The following is a 22,056-nucleotide window of genomic DNA, read 5'->3' on the forward strand; positions in this document are numbered from 1 at the left end:
CTCACGCCTTCCGGAAGTACTCGGCGGGCAGTACCCATCCGTTGATGACGACAAAGCCCCCGGCCTGAGCGGTTTTTCGGGTATCACTACCGGAAAGTCCGAAGACCAACCCTCCCACGCCCAACACCGCGCATCCCTGGAGAAAGCCCCTGCGTCCTAGCAGCGGGGAAACAGAGTCATGCTTTCCCATGATTCCAAGACCCATGCCGTGAAATTGACTTTGAATTCTAGGTTTCCGACGGCGACAGACAGAGTATTCGCGATGGAATCAGAACCCGTTGAAAAGCCGCGTCACCAGCTCACCACACAACGCGCCGACCGCGATGATCGGCAGGACCATCAGCTCACGCTTGAGGCTGAATATCTCCAACTTGCGATTGACGTAAAACACCAGGATCAAGGTGGGGAAGGTATGCAGCGCAACCCACCAGATCGCGTAATCCACGCCGCCGAGGGCCAGCATCAGCGGCATCCCCACCCAGAGCGAAACGGCCCGGATGATGTTGTCCATGGCCTGGTACTTGGTCAGCCCCACGGCCAGCCACACCTGGTGGGCCAGGCTGTAGCGCAATGTGAAGAACGACCATGAAAGAATAGCCAAGATCCGGCCCGCGTCCTGGTAACGGTCGTCGTACAGCCAGCTGATGATCAGCGGGCTGACGGTGAGGAACAGGCCACAGGCGAACAGGCAGGCCGTGTCGAAGTACAGCCTGAAATGGTTGTACAGCTTGAGCAGGCGTGGCTTGTCACCGGCGCGGGTGGCCTCGCTGAAGGCCGGCAGCACCACCGCTCCGCCCAGTTTCAGCAAACCGACCTGCACGGCGGAGAGAATCAGCACGGCGATGGAATAGACACCCATGTCGAAGGTGGACATGACCCCGCCGAACCAGATGCGGTCACCGTTCATGGCCAGCACGCCCACCATCGAGGACAGCAGGATCCAACGGCCATAGTTGATCAGCTCGGTCAGCGCGGACTTGTCCCAGCACAGGCGGCTGCGTGGCCCTTCGAACAGCAGGTGGCTCATCACGGTGGAGACGAGGGTGGAGACGATCCCTGCGGCCACCAGCGACCAGATCGAACGGGTGAGGTAACCGAACACCAGCATGACCAGCAATCCGACGAACTGCGCCGTGAGTTCGAGAATCACCACGCGTTTTTGCTGGAACGCGCGCACGGCCAGGTCGATGGTGTTGGACTGCAAGCCATAGATCACTGCGGAAATACCGGTGACCGCCAGCACCAGCGGCAGCTCCGGTGCGGCATACGAGGAGCCGGCTGGCCACAGGTTGATCTGCTGGGTCACCCAGGAGCCGAAGGCGATGAGCAGCGTCACGGCGAACAGTAGGATGCCGCGCAGCAGTTGCACGGTCCAGGCGGTATTGAGGAACAGCGGATCGTCGCCGCGCGGGCTTTGGATGATGTTCTGGCGCAGCCCGACATCCGATAGCAGGTGCAGGACCACCGACAAGGTGGTGGAGATGGCCATGATGCCGAACATGTCCGGCACCAACAGCCGCGCCATGATCAGGTTGCCGCCAAGGCGCAAGGCCTGCGTACCGACCAGGGAGACCATGTTCCACGCACCCGCTCCCAATGCGCGTTTGCGCAGACTGGTCGGCGGCGATAAGTCGACTGACGGCATGACTACATTCCCTGACCTATTGGCTAAAGTCACTATAGTCTCAATCTGCCATGCCGCTAGCTGTCGTCCATCACAAAGGGACAGGTCATTACCGACTATGCCAGAACATCTTCGCGCACTGATCGTCATCCTGTTCCTGGCCACCGTGGTGTTCACCATGGCGCGACGGCCAGCGCAGGACCTGATCCGCCCAGCCGACTACAAGCGTCGGCGCAACCTCTGGTTCACCCTGACCTTGCTGGTATTCGTCTCCGGCAATTTCTGGATCTACTCAGCCATTGCGGTGCTGGTGCTGCTGGTGGTCGGGCGGCGTGAGCGCAACCCGATGGCGCTGTTTCTGATGCTGCTGTTCCTGATGCCGGCAGCGGCGATACCAGTACCTGGTTTTGGCGTGATCAACTACCTGGTCGACCTGGACCATATCCGCCTGCTCAGCCTGAGCGTGTTGCTGCCCGCAGCGCTCGCCCTGCGCCAGGAGTCCGATACGCTGCCGTTCGGACGCACCTGGCCTGACCGCTTCCTGCTGGGCAGCCTGGTGCTGATGAACCTCTTGTACCTGCGTGAAACCAGCCTCACCGACACCTTGCGCCAGACGCTGTACCTGTTCCTGGATATCTTCCTGCCCTACTACGTGGCCAGCCGGGCACTCAAGGAACTCAGCCATTTCAAGGACGCGCTGCTGAGTTTCGTGATCGCCACCATGCTGTTGGCGCTGATCGGCACCTTCGAGTACGTGCGCCATTGGCTGCTGTACAACGCGTTGACCTACGTGCTGGGCATCCAGATGGACATGACCAGCTACCTGAGCCGTGGCGGTTCGCTGCGCGCCAGCGCCACCACGGGCCAGGCGATCGTCCTGGGTTACGTGATGATGGTCGGCATCGGCTTGTACCTGTTCGTCCAAGGCTACGTGCGCAGCACCCTGCAGCGCACCCTGGGTGCCCTGTTGCTGGCCGCCGGCCTGTTCGTGCCGATGTCGCGCGGACCCTGGGTCGGCACCGGGGTGATCATCGTCGTGTTCATCGCCACCGGGCGTGGCGCCGTCAAGCGCCTGGCGATGCTCGCGGTGGCCGGGATGCTCTCGCTGCCCCTGCTGGCCGTGGTGCCGGGGGGCGAGAAAGTGATCGACATGCTGCCGTACATCGGCACGCTGGAAAAAGACAACATCACCTACCGGGAGCGGTTGCTCGACAACTCGCTGATCGTCATCGAACGCAACCTCTGGCTAGGTTCGTTCGATTTCCGCAAGACCCCGGAAATGCAGTCGATGGTCCAGGGCCAGGGCATCATCGATATCGTCAACACCTACCTCAACCTGGCCCTGCGCTTTGGCGTGATCGGCCTGTCCTTGTTCATCGCCTTCTTCGCCTCCACGGTGCTGAGCCTGCGCAAGACACTGCGTACGTTTGCCGACAAGGACGAGCACCTGTGTCGGCTCGGGCGCTGCCTGTTGGCGACCCTGCTCGGCATCCTGATCACGATCTTCACCGTCAGCAGCATCACGTTCATCCCCGTGGTGTACTGGTCCCTCGCCGGCGTGGCCGTTGCCTATGTGCAGATGGTGCGCCGACACAAACTCGCCCACGCTGCCGGCATCGTTGGTGCCGGCCTGCCCGCCCGGTGACCCGCATGACACGACGCTGCCTGTTTTCCTCCTTGCTACTGACCCTGCTGTTGGCACTGACGCCCGTCACCCACGCCGAGGACTGGGTCGCCAGCATCGACGAAAGCCAGGGCCTGCCGCAGTTGACCCGCGGCGGAAACCTGGCGATGCAGGCGAAGTTCAAGTTCTTCGCAGCCAACTGGGCGTGGGCGAACTTCGACAGCGGCGCGTTCAAGGTGGACGCGCCCTACACCTACAGCCTGCAGGCCAGGAACTCGACCTTGGGGTTCGACCTCAAGGCCCAGATCGCCAAGTCCTCTGAGCAAAGCCTGACCTGGGACTTCGACCTGCAGGCGCACAGCCGCAAAAGCAATGTGATGGGCGGCGGCATCTCGTTCCAGTTCGACCGCGCCCTGTTCGCCGAGATGGGCAAGCCCACTCTGCTGCCGGGCAACCGCGGCTGGACCTGGGGCGACCGCGCCAAGGGGCCGTACATCGAGATGCGCTTCGACCCACCCCTGACGAGCGTGTACATCGAGCCCATCGACGACGCCCAAGTGCGGGCGTTCTTCTACAAGGACCAGATTGCCCCAGGCACCCAGAAGATCAAGGGCGTGCTCACCGTCTCGCAGGGGGTCGAGCTGGCCCAGACCTCCGAGGAGCGCTTCGGCCTGGGCGACACCAGCCGCTGGCCGCTGGACCAGACCGATTGGCGCAGCTCGCCGGTAGACCTGTCGTTCCTCAATGCCGGGGAAAAGCCGGCCGGCAAGCGGGGCTTCGTCAAGGCGGTGGGTGACCAGCTGCAGTTCGCCGATGGCACCCCGGCGCGCTTCTGGGGTACCAACGTCTCGGCCTATGCCCTGTTCAACACCTCGGACGAAGAGATCCGCGCCCAGGCCAAGCGTCTGTCGGCCCTGGGCTTCAACCTCGTGCGCCTGCATCACCACGACTCGTACTGGGTGACGCCAAGCATCTTCGGCAGGCACGACCAAGTGCGTGACACCCAGGACCTGAGCCCTGAGTCACTGCAGAAGATCGACTGGTGGATCAAGTGCCTCAAGGATGAAGGGATCTATGTGTGGCTGGACCTGCACGTCCAGCGCGCCCTCATGGCCAGGGACAATATCCTCGGTTTCAAGGAACTGCCCAAGCGCGACGGCTTGACCGACCGCGACGGCAAACCCATCGCCGACCTCAAGGGCTACAACTATGTGAACGACACCATCGCCCAGGCGATGAAGCGCTTCGCCGAGCAGTACCTGGGGCACGTCAATGCCTACACCGGCCTTGCCTACAAGGACGAGCCGGCCATCGCCGCGGTGCTGATCACCAATGAAAACGACCTCACCGGGCACTACGGCAACGCCCTGCTCCCCGACAAGAAACCGACCCAGCACATCAAGCGCTACATGGAGCAGGCCGAGGCCTTCGCCAACCAACATGGGCTCCCAAAGGAGCAGACCTGGCGCGCCTGGGAACATGGCCCCTCCAAGCTGTTTCTCAACGAACTGGAACGACGCTTCGACCAGCAGATGATCGATCACCTGCGCGGGCTTGGGGTCAAGGTTCCGATCGTCACCACCAGCACCTGGGGACGCAACGGCCTGAGCGCCTTGCCAGCCCTGACCAGTGGCGACCTGATCGACGTCCACAGCTATGGCGGCGCGGGGCAGTTGGAGAAGAACCCGCTGACCAGCGACAACCTGGTCGACTGGCTCGCTGCCGCCCAGGTCGTGGGGCGGCCGCTGAGCGTGACCGAGTGGAACAACGAATGGCAAAGCGATACCCAGCCAGTCGCTGACCGCCACACGTTGCCACTTTATGTCGCCGCCACGGCGCGCTATCAGGGCTGGGACGCCTTGATGCATTACGCTTACAGCCAGGAGCCGTTCCGCGAGCAGGACCGCTCGGCGAGCAACTGGCACGCCTACAACGACCCCAGCCAATTGGCCACGCTCCCAGCCGCCGCCCTGATCTACCGGCGGGGCGATGTGCGCGAAGCCGGCCAGAGCTACGTCTTCGCCCCCACCTCGGACACCTTGTTCAACCAGTCCATCTCGCCGGCTGATTCGGTGCTGCTGCGCACGGCCATGGAAAAGGGCAAGTTGCAGATCGCCATGCCAAAGACACCGGCGCTGCCGTGGCTGCAGGCCAGCGCATTGCCGGCCGGTGCGAAAGTTATCCAGGACCCCAATCAGTCCCTGCTACCGGCCAATGCCAGCGAGGCCCGCAGCGACACCGGCGAGCTCAGGCGCAACTGGCAGCAAGGGCTCTATACCATCGACACACCTCGGACCCAGGCGGCCACCGGCTGGCTCGGCGACAAGACGCTCACGCTCGGTGATATCCAGGTCAAGCTCAAGACCCCCAGCGCCAGCGTGGTGGTGCAGAGCCTGGACAGCAAACCGCTGAAGCAGTCGCGAAGCCTGTTGATTTCCCTGGGCTCGCGGGCGGAGCCCCAGGCGAACAAACGGACACCGTTTCGCGTCGAGCCGCTTGAAGGCACCTTGGCGATCAAGGCCGTCGAAGGCTTGAAGCTGTTCAGCCGAAACGCGCAGGGGCAGCTTCAGGAACACCCCGTCAGCTACCAGGACGGCCGCTACCTGATCCGTTTCGACGGTAACCAGATGACGAATTGGCTGTTCTTGAAATAGGCATCTAGGCTCCAAGAAACCAGGGTTGTGCCAAGCAGATGGGCGACCCGCTGATGACCCGATCCGCTTGCTAGGGATGACCGCCCGGACCCTCCGGAGCGCGCTTGCACATCAACAGATTCCAGGAGGCTTGGATGAAGTTCTTGGTTGTCGGCGGCGCGGGCTACATAGGCTCGCACATGGTCAAACACCTGCGTTGCGCAGGTCACCAAGTCATGGTGGCGGACAACTGCGCCTGCAGGCCACGTCCAGACTGGGTCAGGCTGGACATCGCCGATGCCCATGCCCTGGATGCCTTGTTCACCCAGCATCGGTTCGACGCGGTGTTTCACTTCGCCTCGTTCATCCAGGTGGGCGAGTCGGTGATCGAGCCGTCCAAGTACTACCAGAACAACGTCGTCGCGACCCTGACCTTGCTTCAGGCCATGGTGCGCGCCGATATCCGTCACCTGATCTTTTCCTCGACCGCCGCCGTGTACGGCGACCCGCAGCATGTGCCCATCGACGAAGCGCATCCCAAGCATCCGATCAATCCTTATGGACGCAGCAAATGGATGGTCGAGCAGATCCTCGAGGACTTCGACCGCGCCTATGGCCTGCGCTCGGTATGCCTGCGCTATTTCAATGCCGCGGGTGCGGATCCGGAAGGCGAGCTGGGCGAATGCCATGAGCCGGAGACCCACCTGCTACCCTTGATCCTGCAGGCGGCCTCCGGGCGGCGCGAGGCGATCACGGTGTACGGTCGGGACTACGACACGCCGGATGGCACCTGTATCCGCGATTACATCCATGTGGCCGACCTGGCCGCGGCGCATTCACTGGCGGTGGACTACCTGCTCGCCGGTGGCGCGAGCACGGCATTCAACCTGGGCAATGGCCTGGGCTTCTCGGTGCAAGAGGTGATCGACACTGCCTGCGGCGTGACCGGCCGCAAGATCGCCACCAGCGACGCACCACGCCGCGCAGGGGACCCACCCCGGTTGGTGGCCGATGCCAGCCGGGCGAGGACCGTGCTCGGCTGGCGCCCGGCGTTCGCAGCGCTGGAGCAGATCGTCTCGCATGCCTGGCACTGGGAGCAGAAGTACCCGTGGTACACGCCCAACTGATCAGCAATCCTCACCGGCCCATTCGCGGGTAAACCCGCTTGTATGGTGATACTCGAAGGGGTGGTGGGACGAACAAACCGATTCTGACTGTTAGGCGCAGTACAGACCGTGGGAGACATCGCCCCACCCCTTCACCAAAGCGCCGATAAAGAATGCATCGTTTGCAAACGACGATAGAAGCAAGCCAGCGCCTCTTGGTGAAACCCCTCCGAGTTCAAAAACCATACCGTGGGAGTTCAGGCGATGGCAATGCGAGTAGACAATTTCATCATCGGCATCGATGTCGCCAAGGCTGAGCTGGTCTGTTATTACGAAGACTCCGCCCAACAGCAGACCGTTAGAAACACCAAGCCTGAAATCCAAAAGTGGCTGGCACTTCAGCCGGCCAATACCGCTATCTGCGTTGAAGCTACCAATGTTTACCATCTGGACCTGGTTGAGATGGCATACGAAAAGGGCTTCGCCGTCTATGTCGTCGACGGGTTTCAACTCAGCAACTACCGCAAGGGCGTTGGCGGACGCGTTAAAACCGATGCGTCCGATGCCTGCCTGCTGGCTCGCTTCCTGGATCGCGAGGGCAGTGCTCTTCGTCCTTGGTCGCCCCCTCCAGCTGTCTACGGCAAGCTCCAGAGCCTGCTCCGGCGCAGAGCAGCGCTGGTTTCGGCGCGGACAAGTCTGACTCAGAGCTGGGGCAATGAAATGTCGCTCAAAGAGGCGTTCAACAGCTTTGCCAAGCACTTCGAGTCGCTTGATCTTCTGATCCAGAAACGCCTGAAGGTCTTGGTAAAAGAGGCTGGCCTAGCCGAACAAGTCGCCCGCTGTCAGAAAGTTGAAGGGATTGGCTTCCTGACCGCTGTTGCCCTCGTCACCGCATTTATTCGGGGCGAATTCAAGAACAGTGATTCATACATCGCTTTTCTAGGCATGGACCTGAAAGTTGCAGATTCCGGCCAAAAGGCCGGACGTCGACGGTTGACCAAGCGGGGTTGTTCAGAGATCCGTCGATTACTGCATAACGCCGCCATGGCGGCCAGTAGGTCTGCGGCCTGGAAAGACGTCTACGAGCACTATCGCCGGGCAGGTAAGGCAACGACTCAGGCCCTGGTTATCTTGTCACGCAAGCTCGCCAGAGTTGCATTCGCCTTGATGAAGACCCAAGGCGAATACGTCAGCAAAGGGGCAAAAAAGCTTTGCCCTCAACCATAGAATCTCCCACAGATTGGACTGCCCCCAACAACAGGAGGGGTGTCCAATATATTGGGGGCAGTCCAATGCTTGCAATGGAACTGTGAGCCTCCAGCGAGGCTGAAGGCTTGCAGTGAACCTGTGAGACCTGCAGTGAGCCTATGAGACTTGCAGTGAGACTAGAGGCTTGTAGTGAACCTGTGGGAGCGGGTTTACCCGCGAAGAAAACGCCACGGAACAAGACAGGTACGGACAAACGCAGGCCATAACGGACTGCCGCGCCGAAAGCCGGACTGCCCCCAAGCCTCCCAGCACCGGTGCAAGTAACAAGGCCGTCGCCACCCGGGTCAGTAATAGGTGCGCGGCTGCTCCTCAGCCTTGTTCAACACCGTCCCGATCAGGTTGCTGGTCCCCAGGTGATAGAGGCTGTCCTCGATGTCCTTCTTGCTGTTCATGCCATTGGCCACCACCAGCAACACACAATCGAATTTCGGCAGCAGGGTGATGGCGTCATCGGAGCTCAGCAGCGGCGGCAGGTCGAAGATCGTGATGCGCGACTCGTAACGCTCACGCAACTCGTAGATCAGGTCGCTCACCTGCGGCGAAGACAGCAACTCGGTGGACAGTGGAATGGGCTCGCGGGTCGGCAACACCACGAAACGTGGCAAGGTCGGGTTGACCATGGCATCGCACAGCTCGGCTTCGTTGACGAAGTAGTCGTTGAGCGCCTTTTCCATCGGCAGCCCAAGGCAGGCGCCGACGCGCGGCCTGCGCAGGTCGAAGTCCACCAACAACGCGGTCTTGGTGGTGTGGTGGGCGATACTCATCGCCAGGTTGATCGCCAGCACCGTCTTGCCTGCTTCGGGCGTCGGCGAGGTGATAGCCAGCGTGCGCCAGCCGTTCTCTTCCATGGCCTGCAGCACCTGGGTGCGCAGCAGGTCGAACGCCGAGCTGATCGCCGAGTTCTTCTTGTAGGCCACGATGCGGTGACGCTCCAGATGGTCCGGGCGCAAGGGCACGACCTTGGTGCGCACATAGTCGAACAGGCCTGGCACTTCCGGGTGCTTGACCGGCACGATGGAGGAAGGCGCTGAGGCGCCTGACTTTTTCGTTTCGTCTATCGGCGTGATCTTGTTCATCGCAGCTATCCCTATCCGAACCGACTCATGGCCTTCATCAGCAAGAGGTCAAACGGCATATAGAAGAAGTGCAGCAACACCCCCCCCAGCACCGCCAGCGCAAGGAACGCGATCACCAGCCACACGCGCCACCTGCGCCGCTGCGCAAGCTCGGCCTGGGTCGAGATATGCGGGATGCTGACCAGGACACGCTTGCCCACGATGCTTTCCAGAGCCCCCACACCCCGCACCCGCTGGTTGAGCATCTCCAGCACCATCACCAGTGCGCCACCGCCAGCCGGGGCCAGGACGAATCCCAACGCGACGATCTTCTTGCGGTTAGGCTTCACCGGTTTTTCCGGCATCATCGGCGGCTCCAGGAGCACGAAGCGCTCGGCTTTGTTCTCCTGCTCCAGGCTTTCGGAAATCTTCGCCGCCATTTGCTTGGCGCGGATCTCTTCGTACTTCTTGCGGGCGTTGTCGTGGTCGCGCATCAGGTTGACCAGGCCACGCTCGACCTGTGGCGCCTCGAGGATCTCAGCCTCGTAGGCGTTGATCTTCTGCGACATGTCGCGCTTCTGCTGGGCCAGTGAGGCGATGCGCTCCTGCGCCGCGGCCATGCGAGTGCGTACCTTGGCCACGTCGAGGTTACCCTCGACGCCAATGCCACTCGCGCCACCGCCTGCTTTCAAGGCGTCTATCTTGCGCTTGACTGCACGTACGTCAGGGTGCGCTTCCTTGTAGCGGGACAGCAACTGCGTGTACTCGGCCTGCAGGCTGGCCAGATCCTGCGGCGGCTCAGCCGCACGAGGCCTGCCGCCATCGAGGGTGCTAGGTACGCCGGCCTTGGCCCCGGCCAATTCCAGATCCAGGTAGCGCAACTCCTCCTGTGCCGCCTTGTAGTCGCGATCGATTTCCCTGAACTCCATCTCCGAGCGCGACAGCATGTTCATGCGCAGGGTCTGGTGTTCCGGCAAGGCGTTGGCGTGAGCTTGCTTAAAGTCGGCCAACTGATTCTCCAGGCTCTGAAGCTCGGCGCCCAGTTTGTCCGCTTCCTGGCTGAGGAACTCGGTGGTCTCGCTGGCGCGTTCGGTGCGCTGCTTGATGTTCTCGTTGAGGAACAGGGTCACCAACTCGTTGGCGACCTCCCTGGCCACCTCGGGTTGCTTGTGCTCGAAGGACACATTGAAGGCGACCGTGGCCTCGCCACGTCCTTTGATGAACGTGCTGAGGGTCTCGACCACGATTGCGGTGCGCATCAGCTCAACCTTGTCGGCGTCACTGAGCTGACGGGCCTTGCTGGAGAACAGCCCGTACTTCTCGATGATCCGCAGCAGGTTTTCACGGGTCATCACCCGCTGGCGGATCACCTCGATGCGCTCGTCGGCGAAGCTGTTGTTGTTATTGGCGACCAGATCCGGAGATATCTGCTGGGACTCCACCAGGATGGTCCCGGTCGACTGGTAGACCGGCGGCACCGCCACGGCGACCGCCACGGTCGCCGCGAGGATCACCACGATGACGATCCCCAGCACCAGTGCCCGATCCTTGATGATGGAGATGTAGTCCCTGATCGACAGCTCGTATTCAGATTTCATAGTCACCACACCGCTGAAATATCAGTAGTCGGGAAATCTATAGGTCAAGCTCAATCCGATAATCGTGCCGGTGGCATCTGGCAGGTTGTCTTGCTGGCGTTCTCTGTACACCAAGGATAGGCGCGCCACCCAAAATGGCGAGAGTTCGCGACTGGCCCAAGCGCCGGCCGACCACAGCTTGTTGGGCGTCTGCCCTTTGCTGTCCTGCCAGCTGGCATCGAACCCGATCCGATCGGTATCGGCGACCAGGTAACTCCAGGAGCCACGCAGGGTATCGATTTCGGAGAATCCACCCTGACCGCTGGCCACCGAACTGCGGTCGGCCGCGATGTTGGCGTCCATCCGTTCGCCCCGATAGCGCAACGACACGCCCCCCTGCCCCTTGCGTCCACCGCCGTCGCCGGAAACTTCGTTGACACCGACGTTCACGCTTCCTTCCAGGCGCTCGGTGAACTGGTGCGTCAGGCCGATCACCGGCGTGTAGCTGTTCGACGCGATCGCCGCGTTGCGATCATCCGGCTCGTAGCGCCGGTAGATGAACCGGGTGAACAGGTCGGTGCGCTCAGTCCAGGCATAGGTGTAGCTCAGCCGGTTGGCGTACTCCTTGTAGCCGATCAGCGTTGACACGTCGTAGCTGGCGTCGTCGTACGAGGTCTCGTTTTCCAGAAGGCCCCGCTCGCTGAGCTGCCGGCTCCAGTTGCCGGTCAGGGTGTAGAGTTTCTGCGTGCCGTCCGTGGTGATCACACCGGTTTCCAGTATCGCACTGGACAGCGTCGAACTCTCGACGTAGGTCCCTACCAGGCCATACCGGCCCTTGTCGTAATCCCGTTGCCACCCCAGCCGCACGCGTGGATCCTCGCGGTCGCCGAGGATGTTGCGATCGGATGAGCGCAACACATGGGCGCCGAGACCGAAGTCGAACTGGTCGCGATCGAACGTGCCCAACAGGCCGACTTCCGGATCGAGGTAAGTGCTGGTCACCGCCTTCTCCTGGGAGGTCAGCAGCAACGGGTTGCTGTCATGTTCGACGGTCATGGGTACGGCGACCGACGTGTGCCAGATAGCTGCCTGGACCAAGGCCGGGCACGGAAGAATCAGGATCGCCGCGGCGACCCGGGAAGTTTTCAATACAGACACGATAGGCTCAGAACAGGATCAAGGTACGACCAGCGTATCGCCGGCCTGCAGTTGGAAATTGGTGGTCATGTCACGTCCGGAAATCAGGTCCCGGTAGCGCACGGGCAGCACTTGCTGGCTCTCGCCCTTGCGCCGAATCACTTTGATGGAGCCTTCATCAGCGAATTTGTCCAGGCCACCGGACATGCTCAGGGCCTGCAACACCGCCATGGGGCCTTCCATCAGCACCGGGCCGGGCTTGAGCACCTTGCCCTGCACATAGACGAGGTTGCCGGCGATGCTGGTGACGACCACGCTGACGTTCGGCTCGGGCAGGAACTGCTCAAGTTTCTTGGCGATCTTCTGGGAGACCGTGCTGGCATCGAGGCCCGCTACGTCGACTCGCCCGGCCAGGGGGAAGGTAATGCTGCCATCGGGAAGCACCTTCACCTCCTGGCGAAGGTTTTCCTCCTGCCAGACAGAGACCAGGATCACATCGCCCGGACTCAGCAGGTAGGCCGCATTCGGCTCAGTGGCGTTGGCCGCCGAAGGCAGGAGCATCAATGCGCAGAGTGTGGAGATCAGGAAACGGAACATCGGGATCCCTCCGGTCAAGTAGCCATGCCCAGCGCTACACAAAAGAACGGGGCGAAAACGCTCGCCTTTGCCGTAAAACAAGTACCGACCGCAATCGCCTCGACCGTCCTGGAGGATGTTTCCGCGATGAGACACATCGACGAAGCTCCCTGCTCCGACGCGCCCGCTGGGGGCGCCGACAAATGGAATATAGCAACGGCTTGGGATTCCACAAGCCATTGCTCAGCCCTGATAAAAACGCGGGGTCTTCCAGAACTTTCACATCTTTTTCACTTATTGGCGCAGGGCAATACACCGCACGCCAACTTTAAATCGTACGCATTAAAACAAAAGTGCTAGTGCCGGGGAAGGCGAATAACTTTCACTATATTTTCGATCGGTTGGCGAGTGCGATAAACCCAATCACCGCAAAGAAAAACAGCCATCCCGCCGTCGCGGCAGGTACTACACTCGCCTTGCTGATATAGGAGTCCGCAGCACCGGCCGCGCCACTCATCAGCACCAACAAGAAAATCGACTTGATGATCAGTGTCGAGCGCATGATCCCCTCCCTGAAAGAGGATTGGAACTGTTTAATGGGGAAACAGCTTTCTTTTTATATGGGTTGAGTATGGGGCACCATGACACTACGTCAATAGACCGCCACCATGATAAATCTCAATGGGGCCCGCCCTGCCTCGTCAAAATCTCGACAGCCATTCTGTGGCTGAAAAACACGCACTGTTTCAGCAACGTTGCAGAGCCCCTGCTGACCCTGTGGGAGCCGGCGAAATGACTTGGTTCACAAATTCCTGAACTGATTATTTATCTCCAGCGATTTTCCCCCCCGCCAAGGCTCACCAGAATCGCTTCACCACAATCACAATAACCGTGAGGCCACTCCCGTGGACCAAACCCTCCAGGTGCGCCAGGCCGCCGCCGAACTCGTCGCCGCCTTCGCCAGTAACGATACCGCCCGCTATTTCGCCTGTTTCAGCGAAGACGCCACCTTCCTCTTCCATACCCTGGCGCAACCGCTGCTGTCACGCCGCGCGTATGAGCAACTGTGGGCGCAGTGGCAGGCCGAAGGCTTCGCCGTGCTGGCGTGTCAGTCCAGCAACCAGCACGTGAGCCTGCAGGGTGACGTGGCGATCTTCATGCACGATGTCGCCACCCGAATCCGCATCGCAGGCCAGGAGCACGCGCTGGCCGAGCGCGAGACCATCGTCTTGCGCCGCCACGACGAAGGCTGGCTGGCCTGCCACGAGCACCTGTCGGTCGTCTCCGACACCTGACGTTTTGCGCGGCCTTGCCGCACTGCCAACGCAACCACAATAGGGTCGCGCCCCGCGCCGACCTACAACATACGCGCTGGAGCCTTGCCATGAGTCAATCGACCGGTATCGAGACCAACGGCGTCGAGCAGATCCCCGACGATCAACGCGACGCCTCCCCGCTGGACCTGTTCCGCCTGATCTTCGGCGGCGCCAACACCTTCGCCACCGCCGTACTGGGCAGCTTCCCGGTACTGTTCGGCCTGTCGTTCCAGGCCGGCGTCTGGGCGATCCTGCTCGGCGTCGGGGTCGGCGCCCTGATCCTGGCGCCCATGGGCCTGTTCGGCGCGCTCAACGGCACCAACAATGCAGTGTCGTCGGGTGCGCACTTCGGTGTGCATGGGCGCATCGTCGGTTCGTTCCTGTCGCTGCTCACCGCCGTGGCGTTCTTCTCGCTGTCGGTGTGGAGTTCGGGCGACGCCCTGGTCGGCGGCGCCAAGCGCCTGGCCGGGCTGCCGGAAACCGACCTGACTTTGGGCCTGGCCTACGGCCTGTTCGCGGTGCTGGTGCTGGTGGTGTGCATCTTTGGCTTTCGCTTCATGCTGTGGGTCAACAAGATCGCGGTGTGGGCGTCGAGCCTGCTGTTCCTGCTGGGCATCGTGGCCTTCGCCGGCCCCTTCGACATGAACTTCGCCGGCAGCGTCAACCTCGGCCAGCCAGGCTTCTGGGCGGCATTCGTGGGCGCAGCGATCCTGGCCATGAGCAACCCGGTGTCGTTCGGTGCCTTCCTGGGTGACTGGTCGCGCTACATCCCGCGCCAGACGCCCAAGGCGCACATCATGCTGTCGGTGATCGCCGCCCAGGTGGCGACGCTGATTCCGTTCCTGTTCGGCCTGTGCACCGCGACCTTGGTCGCCACCCAGGCGCCGGACTACATCGCGGCCAACAACTATGTCGGCGGCCTGCTGGCGATCTCGCCGGGCTGGTTCTTCCTGCCAGTGTGTTTGATCGCAGTGATCGGCGGTATGTCCACCGGCACGACAGCGCTGTACGGCACGGGGCTGGACATGTCCAGCGTGTTCCCGCGTCTGCTCAGCCGCGCTGGCGCCACGCTGCTGATCGGTGTCGCCGCCATTGCCTTCATCTTCATTGGCCGCTTCACCTTCAACCTGGTGCAGAGCGTGTCGACCTTCGCCGTGCTGATCATCACCTGCACCAGCCCGTGGATGGTGATCATGATCCTCGGTCTGATCACTCGCCGCGGCTTCTACCACGCCGATGACCTGCAAGTGTTCACCCGCGGCCAGCGCGGCGGCCACTACTGGTTCCTGCACGGCTGGAACTGGCGCGGCATGGGCGCCTGGATCCCCAGCGCGGCGGTGGGCCTGTGCTTCGTCAACCTGCCGGGGCAGTTCGTCGGCCCCCTGGGCGAGTTGGCCGGCGGCATCGACCTGAGCTTGCCGGTCACCTTGGGCCTGGCGGGCGTGCTGTACCTCATTCTGCTCAATCTGTTCCCTGAACCTGCTGGCGTCTATGGCCCGAACGGCCCGCGCTGGGTGCGCTGCAAAAACGCACCGCGCACGCCTGTGATCACCGCCGAAATCGCCTGACTGGAATCCGATCATGACCACACCTCACTACATCGACGGCCGCTGGGTCGAAGGCCAAGGCAACGACTGCATCACCGTGAACGACCCGTCGCTCGGCCAGCCGTTCGCCGAATTGATGTCGGCCAGCGCGGCTCAGGTCGACCAGGCCGTGGCCGCCGCCCGCCGCGCCCTGCCCGCCTGGAAGACCACTTCCCCGACACAACGCGCCACCTTGCTGCGCGGCTTCGCCGAGCAGCTCGGTCAGCGCCGTGAAGCGCTGATCACCCTGCAGATGCGCAACAACGGCAAGCCGCGCCACGAAGCCGAGATCGACCTGGACGACGCTATCGCCACCTTCGGCTACTACGCAGACCTTGCCGAGCAACTGCCTGAAAAGAACCGCGACGTTCCCCTGGCCGCCCCAGGCTTCACCGCCCGCACCCGCCTGGAGCCGGTCGGCGTGGTCGGCCTGATCGTGCCGTGGAACTTCCCCCTGGTGACCAGCGCCTGGAAGCTCGCCCCGGCCCTGGCCGCAGGCTGCACCGTGGTGCTCAAGCCCTCGGAGGTCACACCGCTGATCGAACAGGCCTATGGCCAGATCGCCGACGCCCTGAACCTGCCTGCCGGCGTACTGAACATCGTCAACGGCAAGGCCGAGACCGGCGCAGCCCTGAGCGGCCACAACGGCCTGGACAAGCTGTCGTTCACCGGCAGCAATGGCGTCGGCAGCCAAGTGATGCGCGCCGCCGCGGCCCAATGCCGGCCGGTGACCCTGGAGCTGGGGGGCAAGTCGGCGATCGTGGTGTTCGACGATTGCGATGTGGACCAGGCGGTGGAGTGGATCGTCGCTGGCATCACCTGGAATGCCGGCCAAATGTGCTCGGCCACCTCTCGCCTGCTGGTGCAGGACGGCATTGCCGATGCCCTGTTGCCACACCTGCAGGCCGCCCTGGAACAGATGCAGGTGGGCAATCCGCTGACCGAAGAAGTGGCGATGGGCCCGCTGACCAGCCAGGCGCAATGGCTCAAGGTCGCAGGCTACTTCGCCACGGCGCGCGAAGAAGGCCTGCGCTGCCTGACCGGCGGCCAGGTGTTGGACCGTGATGGCTGGTTCGTCAGCCCCACCCTGTATGCGGACGTCCCCGAAACAAGCCGCCTGTGGAGCGAGGAAATCTTCGGCCCGGTGCTCTGTGCCCGTCGCTTCACTACGGAAGACCAGGCCATCGCCCAGGCCAACGACAGCCGCTTCGGGCTGGTCGCCACGGTCTGCAGCGCCGACCTCGAACGCGCCGAGCGCGTGGCCGATGCGCTGGAGGTCGGGCATGTGTGGATCAACTCAGTCCAGGCGGTGTTCGTCGAGACGTCCTGGGGCGGCACCAAGGGCAGCGGCATCGGCCGTGAACTGGGGCCGTGGGGCTTGTCGGCCTATCAGTCGGTCAAGCATGTGACGCGCTGCCTGGGTTGATAGCCGGACACGAAAAGCCCCTTGCTGACGGCTGTCACAAGGGGCTTTCACAAACACCGGATTGGCTATCGAAGCGCCAGCTTCATCGTCTTGGATGACAGACGAGGAAAGTGTCTGAACCTCGCATACTTTGCGTGAGCGGGTGGACAACCAGCGCAACGCAACCCACCCGCATATTTCTGTGCCCCTGGTGACTTTTACCTACAACGGAAAAGTCCCACTCCTGGTAGCCCAACAATCACAACACCAGGCCAGACCTCCCATGCACCCGCAACGCACCGCCCTGCACAACGAGCTGCACGCCCGACCTTCGCTGTATTTCAACGAGCCCGCCCATGTCCATCACCTGGCTCTGCTGGGCGATGAGGCCGACTGCCAGGCTTTGCTGCAACGCTGCTGTCCGGATGCGCTGGACACCGATGCAGCCCAAGGCATCACCCGGCTGGAGGGTCATCCGTTCAAATGGGAGCGTCACGCCGAGTTCTTCACCCTCACACTGGTGGTGCCCTGCGCCAGCCATGACACGGGCTGGCAGGGGCTGCCTCAGGTCCTGGCCGAGGCCATCGCGCCGCAGGCGGCGCAGGTGATCAATGCCGTGCAGGTGCTGGTGCGCGGCGATCAGGATCTGGATCTGACCCGCTACGGTTTCAAGGACCCGTGCGGCTCCTGCGTCGGCGGTGGCGACGCGGTGGTGTGGAGCGACTTTCGCCTGACCGAGGACGGCACCAACCGCCTGCTGTTCGTCAACCGGCGACTCAATGCCTACCGCCAGGGCCGAATGATCCGTCGCCTGCTGGAGATCGAGACCTATCGCATGATGGCCTCGCTGAGCCTGACCACGGCCAAGACATTGAGTCAGGAGCTCGATGCTTTCGACAGAACCCTGGTGAGCCTCTCCGAGCGCAGCGCCAGCGTCGATGGCCATGACTCCAAGGCGCTGCTCGAAGCCATCGCCCACCTCTCGCGCCAGGTGGTCAGCCGCACGGTCAAGACCCGCCATCGCTTCGGCGCCACCCAGGCCTATGCACAGCTGGTGTTCGAGCGCCTGGGCGAGCTACGCGAAAGCCATGTGGGCGACTGCCAGCGCCTGGGGGTGTTCATCGAGCGGCGTTTCAAGCCGACCGTGCGTTATTGTGCGGCCACCGAGCAACGCCTGGAGCAACTGGGCAAGAACGTGGCCAACCTGGGCGATCTGCTGCAGGCACGGGTGCAGGTGGAGATGGAAGAACAGAACGCCGAGATCCTGCGCAGCCTCAATGCCCGGGCCGACGCCCAGGTGAAGATCCAGCGGGCAGTGGAAGGGCTGTCGATCATCGCCATCACCTACTACCTGCTGAACCTGTTCAAACTGCTGTATGGCGGGCTGAACGTGCTGGGCGCGGGGCTGACCGCGCGCGAGGCGCTGCTGGGGATGGCAGTGCCGGTGATGCTGGTGCTGGGGATGATCCTGTTGCGGATCCGGCGGGCGAAACAGCATTAAGGGGCGCCGAAGCGCCGCTCCCACAGGATCTACGCTGCTCCCAACACAACGCGGTGCCTGTGGGATTGGGCTATCCGCAAAGCAAACCCCACGGGCCTGCGATGGGCATCACTGCGCTTCGTCCGCAGGGCGCGGGCTGTCCTGCAACAGCACCATGCTTTGCGGAGAAGACAGCGCGATGCCCTCGTCGCGCAAGCGCCCCAGCACCGTGAACAACAGGTCACTGCGCGCACCCGACACCTGACGAGGGCTGGACACGTAGCCGCTGACGCTGAGCACCATGCCGCTGGCGGTGAGGTCCTTGAAGGTCACCGACGAGGCTGGCGCATCGAGGATCGCCTCATGTTCGCGGAAGGCCGTCAGCAGCAGTTCACGCACTTTGTTCGCATCGGTTTCCAGCGGCAGGGTCAGGGTGATGCCGACCACACCCAAGGCATTGCCCATGGTGACGTTGCGCACGTTCTGCGAGATGAACTGGGAGTTGGGCACGATCACCGTGGAGCGGTCGGACATCTGGATTTCCGTGGCTCGCACATTGATCCGGCGGATATCCCCTTCGACCCCGGCCAGGCTCACCCAGTCCCCCACCTTGACCGGACGCTCAGTGAGCAGGATCAGGCCCGAGATGAAGTTCTGCACGATCTGTTGCAAGCCAAAACCGATACCCACCGACAGGGCGCTGACCACCCAGGTGAGGCTGGTGAGGTTGATGCGCAAGGTCGTCATCACCAGCATGGCCAGGAACAGGAAGCCCAGGTAACCGACCAGGGTCACCAGGGAGGCGCGCATGCCGGCGTCCATGTCCGTCTCCGGCAGCAGGCGCTCGCTCAGCCAGCGCTTGACCACACGAATGGCGAACAGACCGCCCAGGAACATGGCGACGGCGAGCAGGATGTCCTGGGGCACGATGTTCAGGTTACCCAGCAACTTGCCACCGGTGTCGTCCCAGTCCGCCAGGCTCAGCAGCAATTCGCCCGGGCTGGTGCCCGACGGCATGAGCACCAGCAAGGCGGCGACGAACAGCAAGAGCGTACGACCGATCCCTGCCAGGATCGTGCTGGCCTGGGCCTGGTGACGCTGCTGCAGCCCCAGCGCGGAGGCCAGGGCCAGGCCACCGGGCTGGCGTGGTGACAGGAGCGTTTCGCACAGGTCGCCGAACACCGTGACCAGCAGGTAGGCGCAGGTGCCCACCACACTGACCCACAGCAGCTTGGCGGTGAGGAAGTAGGCCAGGGTCAGGTAACCGATGAGCAGCGCCAGCAGGATCAGCCCGACCCACACTACGATCACGAACGGGATCAGCCCCGCCAGCCCAGGCGCTCGCTCCAGCTGGTGCTGCTTGCGGGCACGGCGGTAGCACACCAGCGCCGCGACGAAGATCAGCGACACCACCAACGCAGTCAGGCCATTAGTGGCCACGGTGAGCGCAAGGCTCGTGCCGATCACGCTGTTGATGCGCTCCTGGGTCAGCAGCACCATCAGGGCCAGGGCCAGGAGCTTGGGGAACCAGCCCAGGGCGCTGGCCACCTCGTCCGGGATCGGCGGCAACCGCCAGGACGGGCGCTGGAGCATCAGCATGGCGCGGCCAAGGCCGGCGATGAAGGCACTGAACACCACCAGCGTCAGGATATGGTTGACCAGGCTGGCAATGTCGTTACCCAGTTCGGCGCTGCTCTCCAGGCCCCACCGCACCAGCGACACCGAGCCGCCGATGGTGCTCAAGGTTGCCAGGCTGACACTCAAGGCCAGGGCGCTGCGGCGCAGGCGGCCCTCAGGCAACCAGCGGACCATGGCATTGGCCAGCAAGCGCTCAAGCAAGCGGCGTACCCATGTCCAGACCAAGAGCGCGGCCGCCAGACTGCCAATGAACAGCCAACGGTGATCGGCACTGAAGGCACTGGCCACGGCGTCGGCCGCCTCGCCACGCAGATCGCGCAGACGGGCGACATCTTCGTCGGTCGGGCGGATCAGGCTCGACCAGAACGCCGGGTTCAGGGGGCTGGCGGCACGGGTGGTGACTTGGGAGTTGAACTGACTGCGGCGCAAGTTGACGATCTGCGTGGCCAGGTCGCGTGCCGACTGGGTCAGCTGGATGGCCTGCTGTTGCTCGGCCAGTACCTGTTTTTTCTCGTCACTGAGCTGCTTGCGCTGACGAGTGATGCTTTCGGCTTCGTCCGGGAGCACCGGGCCGAGCACCTTGAGCTGGTCGTCCAGGCGTTCCACATCAGTGGTGCGTTGGGTGCCCACAGCATCGGCCTGCCGCTGTACTTGCAAGGCGGCCTGACGCAGCTGCGACAGCAGGTCGTCGTTGGCTTCGCTGGTCAGCCCTTGGCGAACCTGGTCAAGCCGATCGCTCAATTGCTCCAGGCTGGCGTTTTCCTCCAGCGCCGGCAGCTCGTCCACGTTCAGTGGACCGACCGGTGCCGACCAGGCTGGTGTCGCCACCCACAGCAGCAAGGTGAGGATTCCTACGCAAAAACGGTAAAGGCTCAGGCGCCTCATCGAATTCCCCTATTTACACACTCGATTTGGCGGGAATTCTACGCTGCTCCCAATGATCACGTGAGTGCCGTTTCTCGCTCCAGCAACTGTCGCTTGCGTTCGACGCCCCAACGGTAGCCACTGAGATCGCCATCACGGCGTACCACCCGGTGACAAGGAATGGCCACGGCCAGGTGGTTGGCCGCGCAGGCCTGGGCAACCGCGCGCACGGCCTTGGGCGCGCCGATGCGCTGGGCGATGTCGGTGTAACTGACCCGGCTGCCCAAGGGCACCTCGCGCAGCGCCTGCCAGACCCGCTCCTGAAAGGCCGTGCCCTGCACATCAAGCGGCAAGGCCAACCCCAGCGCCGGCTGCTCGACGAAGCCCACCACCACCGCGACCAACTGCTCGAAACTGGCATCGCCCCCGATCAACTGCGCATTGCGAAACTGATCCTGCAACTCGCACAGCAGTTGCTCAGGGTCGTCACCCAACAGAATGGCGCAGATTCCGCGCTCGCTCTGGGCCACCAGGATCGCCCCCAGGGAGCACTGGCCGATGGCGAAACGAATGCGCGCTCCCGCCCCGCCAGCGCGATATTCACGCGGACGCATGCCCAGGCGCTGACCAGCACTTTCATAGAATCGGCTATTGGAGTTGTAGCCGGCGTCATAGATCGCGTCGGTCACGGAACTGGCTTGATCATCGAGCCGCTCACGCAGGCGCCGGGCGCGGAAGGCCGAGGCATAGGCTTTGGGTGTAAGCCCTGTCTCGGCCTTGAACAGCCGATGCAGGTGGAAGGGACTGAGCGCCAGTTGCTCGCCCAGTTGCTCAAGGTTGGGCGCGGTGTCGCTGGCCTCGATCAATCGACAGGCCCGAGCAACCAGCTCGGTGCGTCGCGCAACCTGTTCGGCCTTGGCCTCGGTGCAGCGGCGACAGGCACGATACCCGGCCGCCTGGGCCGCCTCGGCGTCGGCGAAGAACTCGACGTTCTCGCGCTTGGCCAGGCGCGACTTGCAACCCGGCTGGCAGTAGACGCCCGTGGTGCGCACGGCATAGACGAAATGGCCGCAGGCCGCAGCGTCGCGGGCCTGCACGGCGAGCCAGCGGTCGGCATCGGTGAGGTAGGTTGAGGCAGGCTTCATGGGCATCTCCTGACTGCGGAT

Annotated in this window: 17 protein-coding genes; 8 read left to right on the forward strand and 9 right to left on the reverse strand. The window is 62.9% G+C overall.

Annotated features, from left to right (window positions below; all coding sequences use genetic code 11):
- Nucleotide 1 precedes the first annotated feature (1 nt).
- Both IEC33019_RS20010 and IEC33019_RS20015 read right to left on the reverse strand, forming a co-directional pair.
- Nucleotides 2-205, reverse strand: coding sequence for a twin-arginine translocation signal domain-containing protein (locus IEC33019_RS20010; protein ID WP_306282826.1), 204 nt, complete (start codon nucleotides 203-205; stop codon nucleotides 2-4).
- A gap of 63 nt (nucleotides 206-268) precedes the next feature.
- Nucleotides 269-1,645 carry an oligosaccharide flippase family protein gene (locus tag IEC33019_RS20015; protein ID WP_070093575.1) on the reverse strand — a complete coding sequence of 459 codons (1,377 nt, stop codon included), beginning with the start codon at nucleotides 1,643-1,645 and terminating at the stop codon, nucleotides 269-271.
- A gap of 97 nt (nucleotides 1,646-1,742) precedes the next feature.
- Here IEC33019_RS20015 and IEC33019_RS20020 point away from each other — a divergent pair, with 97 nt between their 5' ends.
- The 4 genes from IEC33019_RS20020 to IEC33019_RS20035 all read left to right on the forward strand — a co-directional run bounded on the left by IEC33019_RS20020 (nucleotide 1,743) and on the right by IEC33019_RS20035 (nucleotide 8,214).
- Nucleotides 1,743-3,269, forward strand: coding sequence for an O-antigen ligase family protein (locus IEC33019_RS20020; protein ID WP_070093574.1), 1,527 nt, complete (start codon nucleotides 1,743-1,745; stop codon nucleotides 3,267-3,269).
- 5 nt (nucleotides 3,270-3,274) lie between these two features.
- Complete coding sequence (locus IEC33019_RS20025) at nucleotides 3,275-5,902, forward strand: cellulase family glycosylhydrolase (protein WP_070093573.1); 2,628 nt, start codon at nucleotides 3,275-3,277, stop codon at nucleotides 5,900-5,902.
- Nucleotides 5,903-6,036: 134 nt separating this feature from the next.
- Nucleotides 6,037-7,008 carry a UDP-glucose 4-epimerase GalE gene (gene galE / locus IEC33019_RS20030; protein WP_070093572.1) on the forward strand — a complete coding sequence of 324 codons (972 nt, stop codon included), beginning with the start codon at nucleotides 6,037-6,039 and terminating at the stop codon, nucleotides 7,006-7,008.
- A 243-nt stretch (nucleotides 7,009-7,251) separates the two neighbouring features.
- On the forward strand, nucleotides 7,252-8,214 hold the full coding sequence (locus IEC33019_RS20035) for an IS110 family transposase (protein WP_099593050.1): 963 nt from the start codon (nucleotides 7,252-7,254) through the stop codon (nucleotides 8,212-8,214).
- A gap of 326 nt (nucleotides 8,215-8,540) precedes the next feature.
- Here the strand turns inward: IEC33019_RS20035 and IEC33019_RS20040 are convergent, their stop codons facing one another.
- From IEC33019_RS20040 to eppA, 5 genes are all read right to left on the reverse strand, one after another.
- Nucleotides 8,541-9,332, reverse strand: a complete 792-nt coding sequence (locus IEC33019_RS20040) for a CpsD/CapB family tyrosine-protein kinase (protein WP_070092719.1) — start codon at nucleotides 9,330-9,332, stop codon at nucleotides 8,541-8,543.
- Between the two features lie 11 nt (nucleotides 9,333-9,343).
- Nucleotides 9,344-10,909, reverse strand: coding sequence for a GumC family protein (locus IEC33019_RS20045; RefSeq protein WP_070092720.1), 1,566 nt, complete (start codon nucleotides 10,907-10,909; stop codon nucleotides 9,344-9,346).
- 21 nt (nucleotides 10,910-10,930) lie between these two features.
- The gene (locus tag IEC33019_RS20050; protein ID WP_070092721.1) at nucleotides 10,931-12,046 is read right to left on the reverse strand and encodes a hypothetical protein; all 1,116 of its coding nucleotides are present in this window, start codon (nucleotides 12,044-12,046) and stop codon (nucleotides 10,931-10,933) included.
- Nucleotides 12,047-12,064: 18 nt separating this feature from the next.
- The gene (locus IEC33019_RS20055) at nucleotides 12,065-12,622 is read right to left on the reverse strand and encodes a polysaccharide biosynthesis/export family protein (RefSeq protein ID WP_070092722.1); all 558 of its coding nucleotides are present in this window, start codon (nucleotides 12,620-12,622) and stop codon (nucleotides 12,065-12,067) included.
- A 364-nt stretch (nucleotides 12,623-12,986) separates the two neighbouring features.
- Nucleotides 12,987-13,163: an EPS-associated small membrane protein EppA gene (gene eppA / locus IEC33019_RS27570; protein WP_170831782.1), complete on the reverse strand. Its 177-nt coding sequence runs from the start codon at nucleotides 13,161-13,163 to the stop codon at nucleotides 12,987-12,989.
- A 343-nt stretch (nucleotides 13,164-13,506) separates the two neighbouring features.
- Between eppA and IEC33019_RS20060 the strand changes: the two genes are divergently transcribed.
- The 4 genes from IEC33019_RS20060 (at nucleotide 13,507) to IEC33019_RS20075 (ending at nucleotide 18,409) form a co-directional block, all read left to right on the forward strand.
- A complete protein-coding gene (locus tag IEC33019_RS20060; RefSeq protein ID WP_070092723.1) occupies nucleotides 13,507-13,896 on the forward strand; it encodes a YybH family protein in 390 nt (129 codons plus the stop codon).
- An 89-nt stretch (nucleotides 13,897-13,985) separates the two neighbouring features.
- The gene (locus tag IEC33019_RS20065) at nucleotides 13,986-15,485 is read left to right on the forward strand and encodes a purine-cytosine permease family protein (protein WP_070092724.1); all 1,500 of its coding nucleotides are present in this window, start codon (nucleotides 13,986-13,988) and stop codon (nucleotides 15,483-15,485) included.
- 13 nt (nucleotides 15,486-15,498) lie between these two features.
- Nucleotides 15,499-16,929 carry an aldehyde dehydrogenase family protein gene (locus IEC33019_RS20070; protein WP_070092725.1) on the forward strand — a complete coding sequence of 477 codons (1,431 nt, stop codon included), beginning with the start codon at nucleotides 15,499-15,501 and terminating at the stop codon, nucleotides 16,927-16,929.
- Between the two features lie 262 nt (nucleotides 16,930-17,191).
- The gene (locus IEC33019_RS20075) at nucleotides 17,192-18,409 is read left to right on the forward strand and encodes a DUF3422 domain-containing protein (protein WP_070092726.1); all 1,218 of its coding nucleotides are present in this window, start codon (nucleotides 17,192-17,194) and stop codon (nucleotides 18,407-18,409) included.
- A 108-nt stretch (nucleotides 18,410-18,517) separates the two neighbouring features.
- On the opposite strand, the gene IEC33019_RS20080 is transcribed toward IEC33019_RS20075, so the two are convergent.
- Both IEC33019_RS20080 and ada read right to left on the reverse strand, forming a co-directional pair.
- Nucleotides 18,518-20,911 carry a DUF3772 domain-containing protein gene (locus IEC33019_RS20080; protein WP_099593867.1) on the reverse strand — a complete coding sequence of 798 codons (2,394 nt, stop codon included), beginning with the start codon at nucleotides 20,909-20,911 and terminating at the stop codon, nucleotides 18,518-18,520.
- 56 nt (nucleotides 20,912-20,967) lie between these two features.
- Nucleotides 20,968-22,035, reverse strand: coding sequence for a bifunctional DNA-binding transcriptional regulator/O6-methylguanine-DNA methyltransferase Ada (ada, locus tag IEC33019_RS20085; protein ID WP_070092728.1), 1,068 nt, complete (start codon nucleotides 22,033-22,035; stop codon nucleotides 20,968-20,970).
- Nucleotides 22,036-22,056 lie beyond the last annotated feature (21 nt).

It is taken from the genome of Pseudomonas putida, assembly GCF_002741075.1.
Taxonomy (GTDB): domain Bacteria; phylum Pseudomonadota; class Gammaproteobacteria; order Pseudomonadales; family Pseudomonadaceae; genus Aquipseudomonas; species Aquipseudomonas putida_T.

What these genes read in the sequence shown, in the direction of transcription:
- IEC33019_RS20010 (WP_306282826.1), bottom strand. Translation starts at nt 205, where the DNA reads ATGGGTCTTGGAATCATGGGAAAGCATGACTCTGTTTCCCCGCTGCTA.
- IEC33019_RS20015 (WP_070093575.1), bottom strand. Translation starts at nt 1,645, where the DNA reads ATGCCGTCAGTCGACTTATCGCCGCCGACCAGTCTGCGCAAACGCGCA.
- IEC33019_RS20020 (WP_070093574.1), top strand. Translation starts at nt 1,743, where the DNA reads ATGCCAGAACATCTTCGCGCACTGATCGTCATCCTGTTCCTGGCCACC.
- IEC33019_RS20025 (WP_070093573.1), top strand. Translation starts at nt 3,275, where the DNA reads ATGACACGACGCTGCCTGTTTTCCTCCTTGCTACTGACCCTGCTGTTG.
- galE (WP_070093572.1), top strand. Translation starts at nt 6,037, where the DNA reads ATGAAGTTCTTGGTTGTCGGCGGCGCGGGCTACATAGGCTCGCACATG.
- IEC33019_RS20035 (WP_099593050.1), top strand. Translation starts at nt 7,252, where the DNA reads ATGGCAATGCGAGTAGACAATTTCATCATCGGCATCGATGTCGCCAAG.
- IEC33019_RS20040 (WP_070092719.1), bottom strand. Translation starts at nt 9,332, where the DNA reads ATGAACAAGATCACGCCGATAGACGAAACGAAAAAGTCAGGCGCCTCA.
- IEC33019_RS20045 (WP_070092720.1), bottom strand. Translation starts at nt 10,909, where the DNA reads ATGAAATCTGAATACGAGCTGTCGATCAGGGACTACATCTCCATCATC.
- IEC33019_RS20055 (WP_070092722.1), bottom strand. Translation starts at nt 12,622, where the DNA reads ATGTTCCGTTTCCTGATCTCCACACTCTGCGCATTGATGCTCCTGCCT.
- eppA (WP_170831782.1), bottom strand. Translation starts at nt 13,163, where the DNA reads ATGCGCTCGACACTGATCATCAAGTCGATTTTCTTGTTGGTGCTGATG.
- IEC33019_RS20065 (WP_070092724.1), top strand. Translation starts at nt 13,986, where the DNA reads ATGAGTCAATCGACCGGTATCGAGACCAACGGCGTCGAGCAGATCCCC.
- IEC33019_RS20070 (WP_070092725.1), top strand. Translation starts at nt 15,499, where the DNA reads ATGACCACACCTCACTACATCGACGGCCGCTGGGTCGAAGGCCAAGGC.
- IEC33019_RS20075 (WP_070092726.1), top strand. Translation starts at nt 17,192, where the DNA reads ATGCACCCGCAACGCACCGCCCTGCACAACGAGCTGCACGCCCGACCT.
- IEC33019_RS20080 (WP_099593867.1), bottom strand. Translation starts at nt 20,911, where the DNA reads ATGAGGCGCCTGAGCCTTTACCGTTTTTGCGTAGGAATCCTCACCTTG.
- ada (WP_070092728.1), bottom strand. Translation starts at nt 22,035, where the DNA reads ATGAAGCCTGCCTCAACCTACCTCACCGATGCCGACCGCTGGCTCGCC.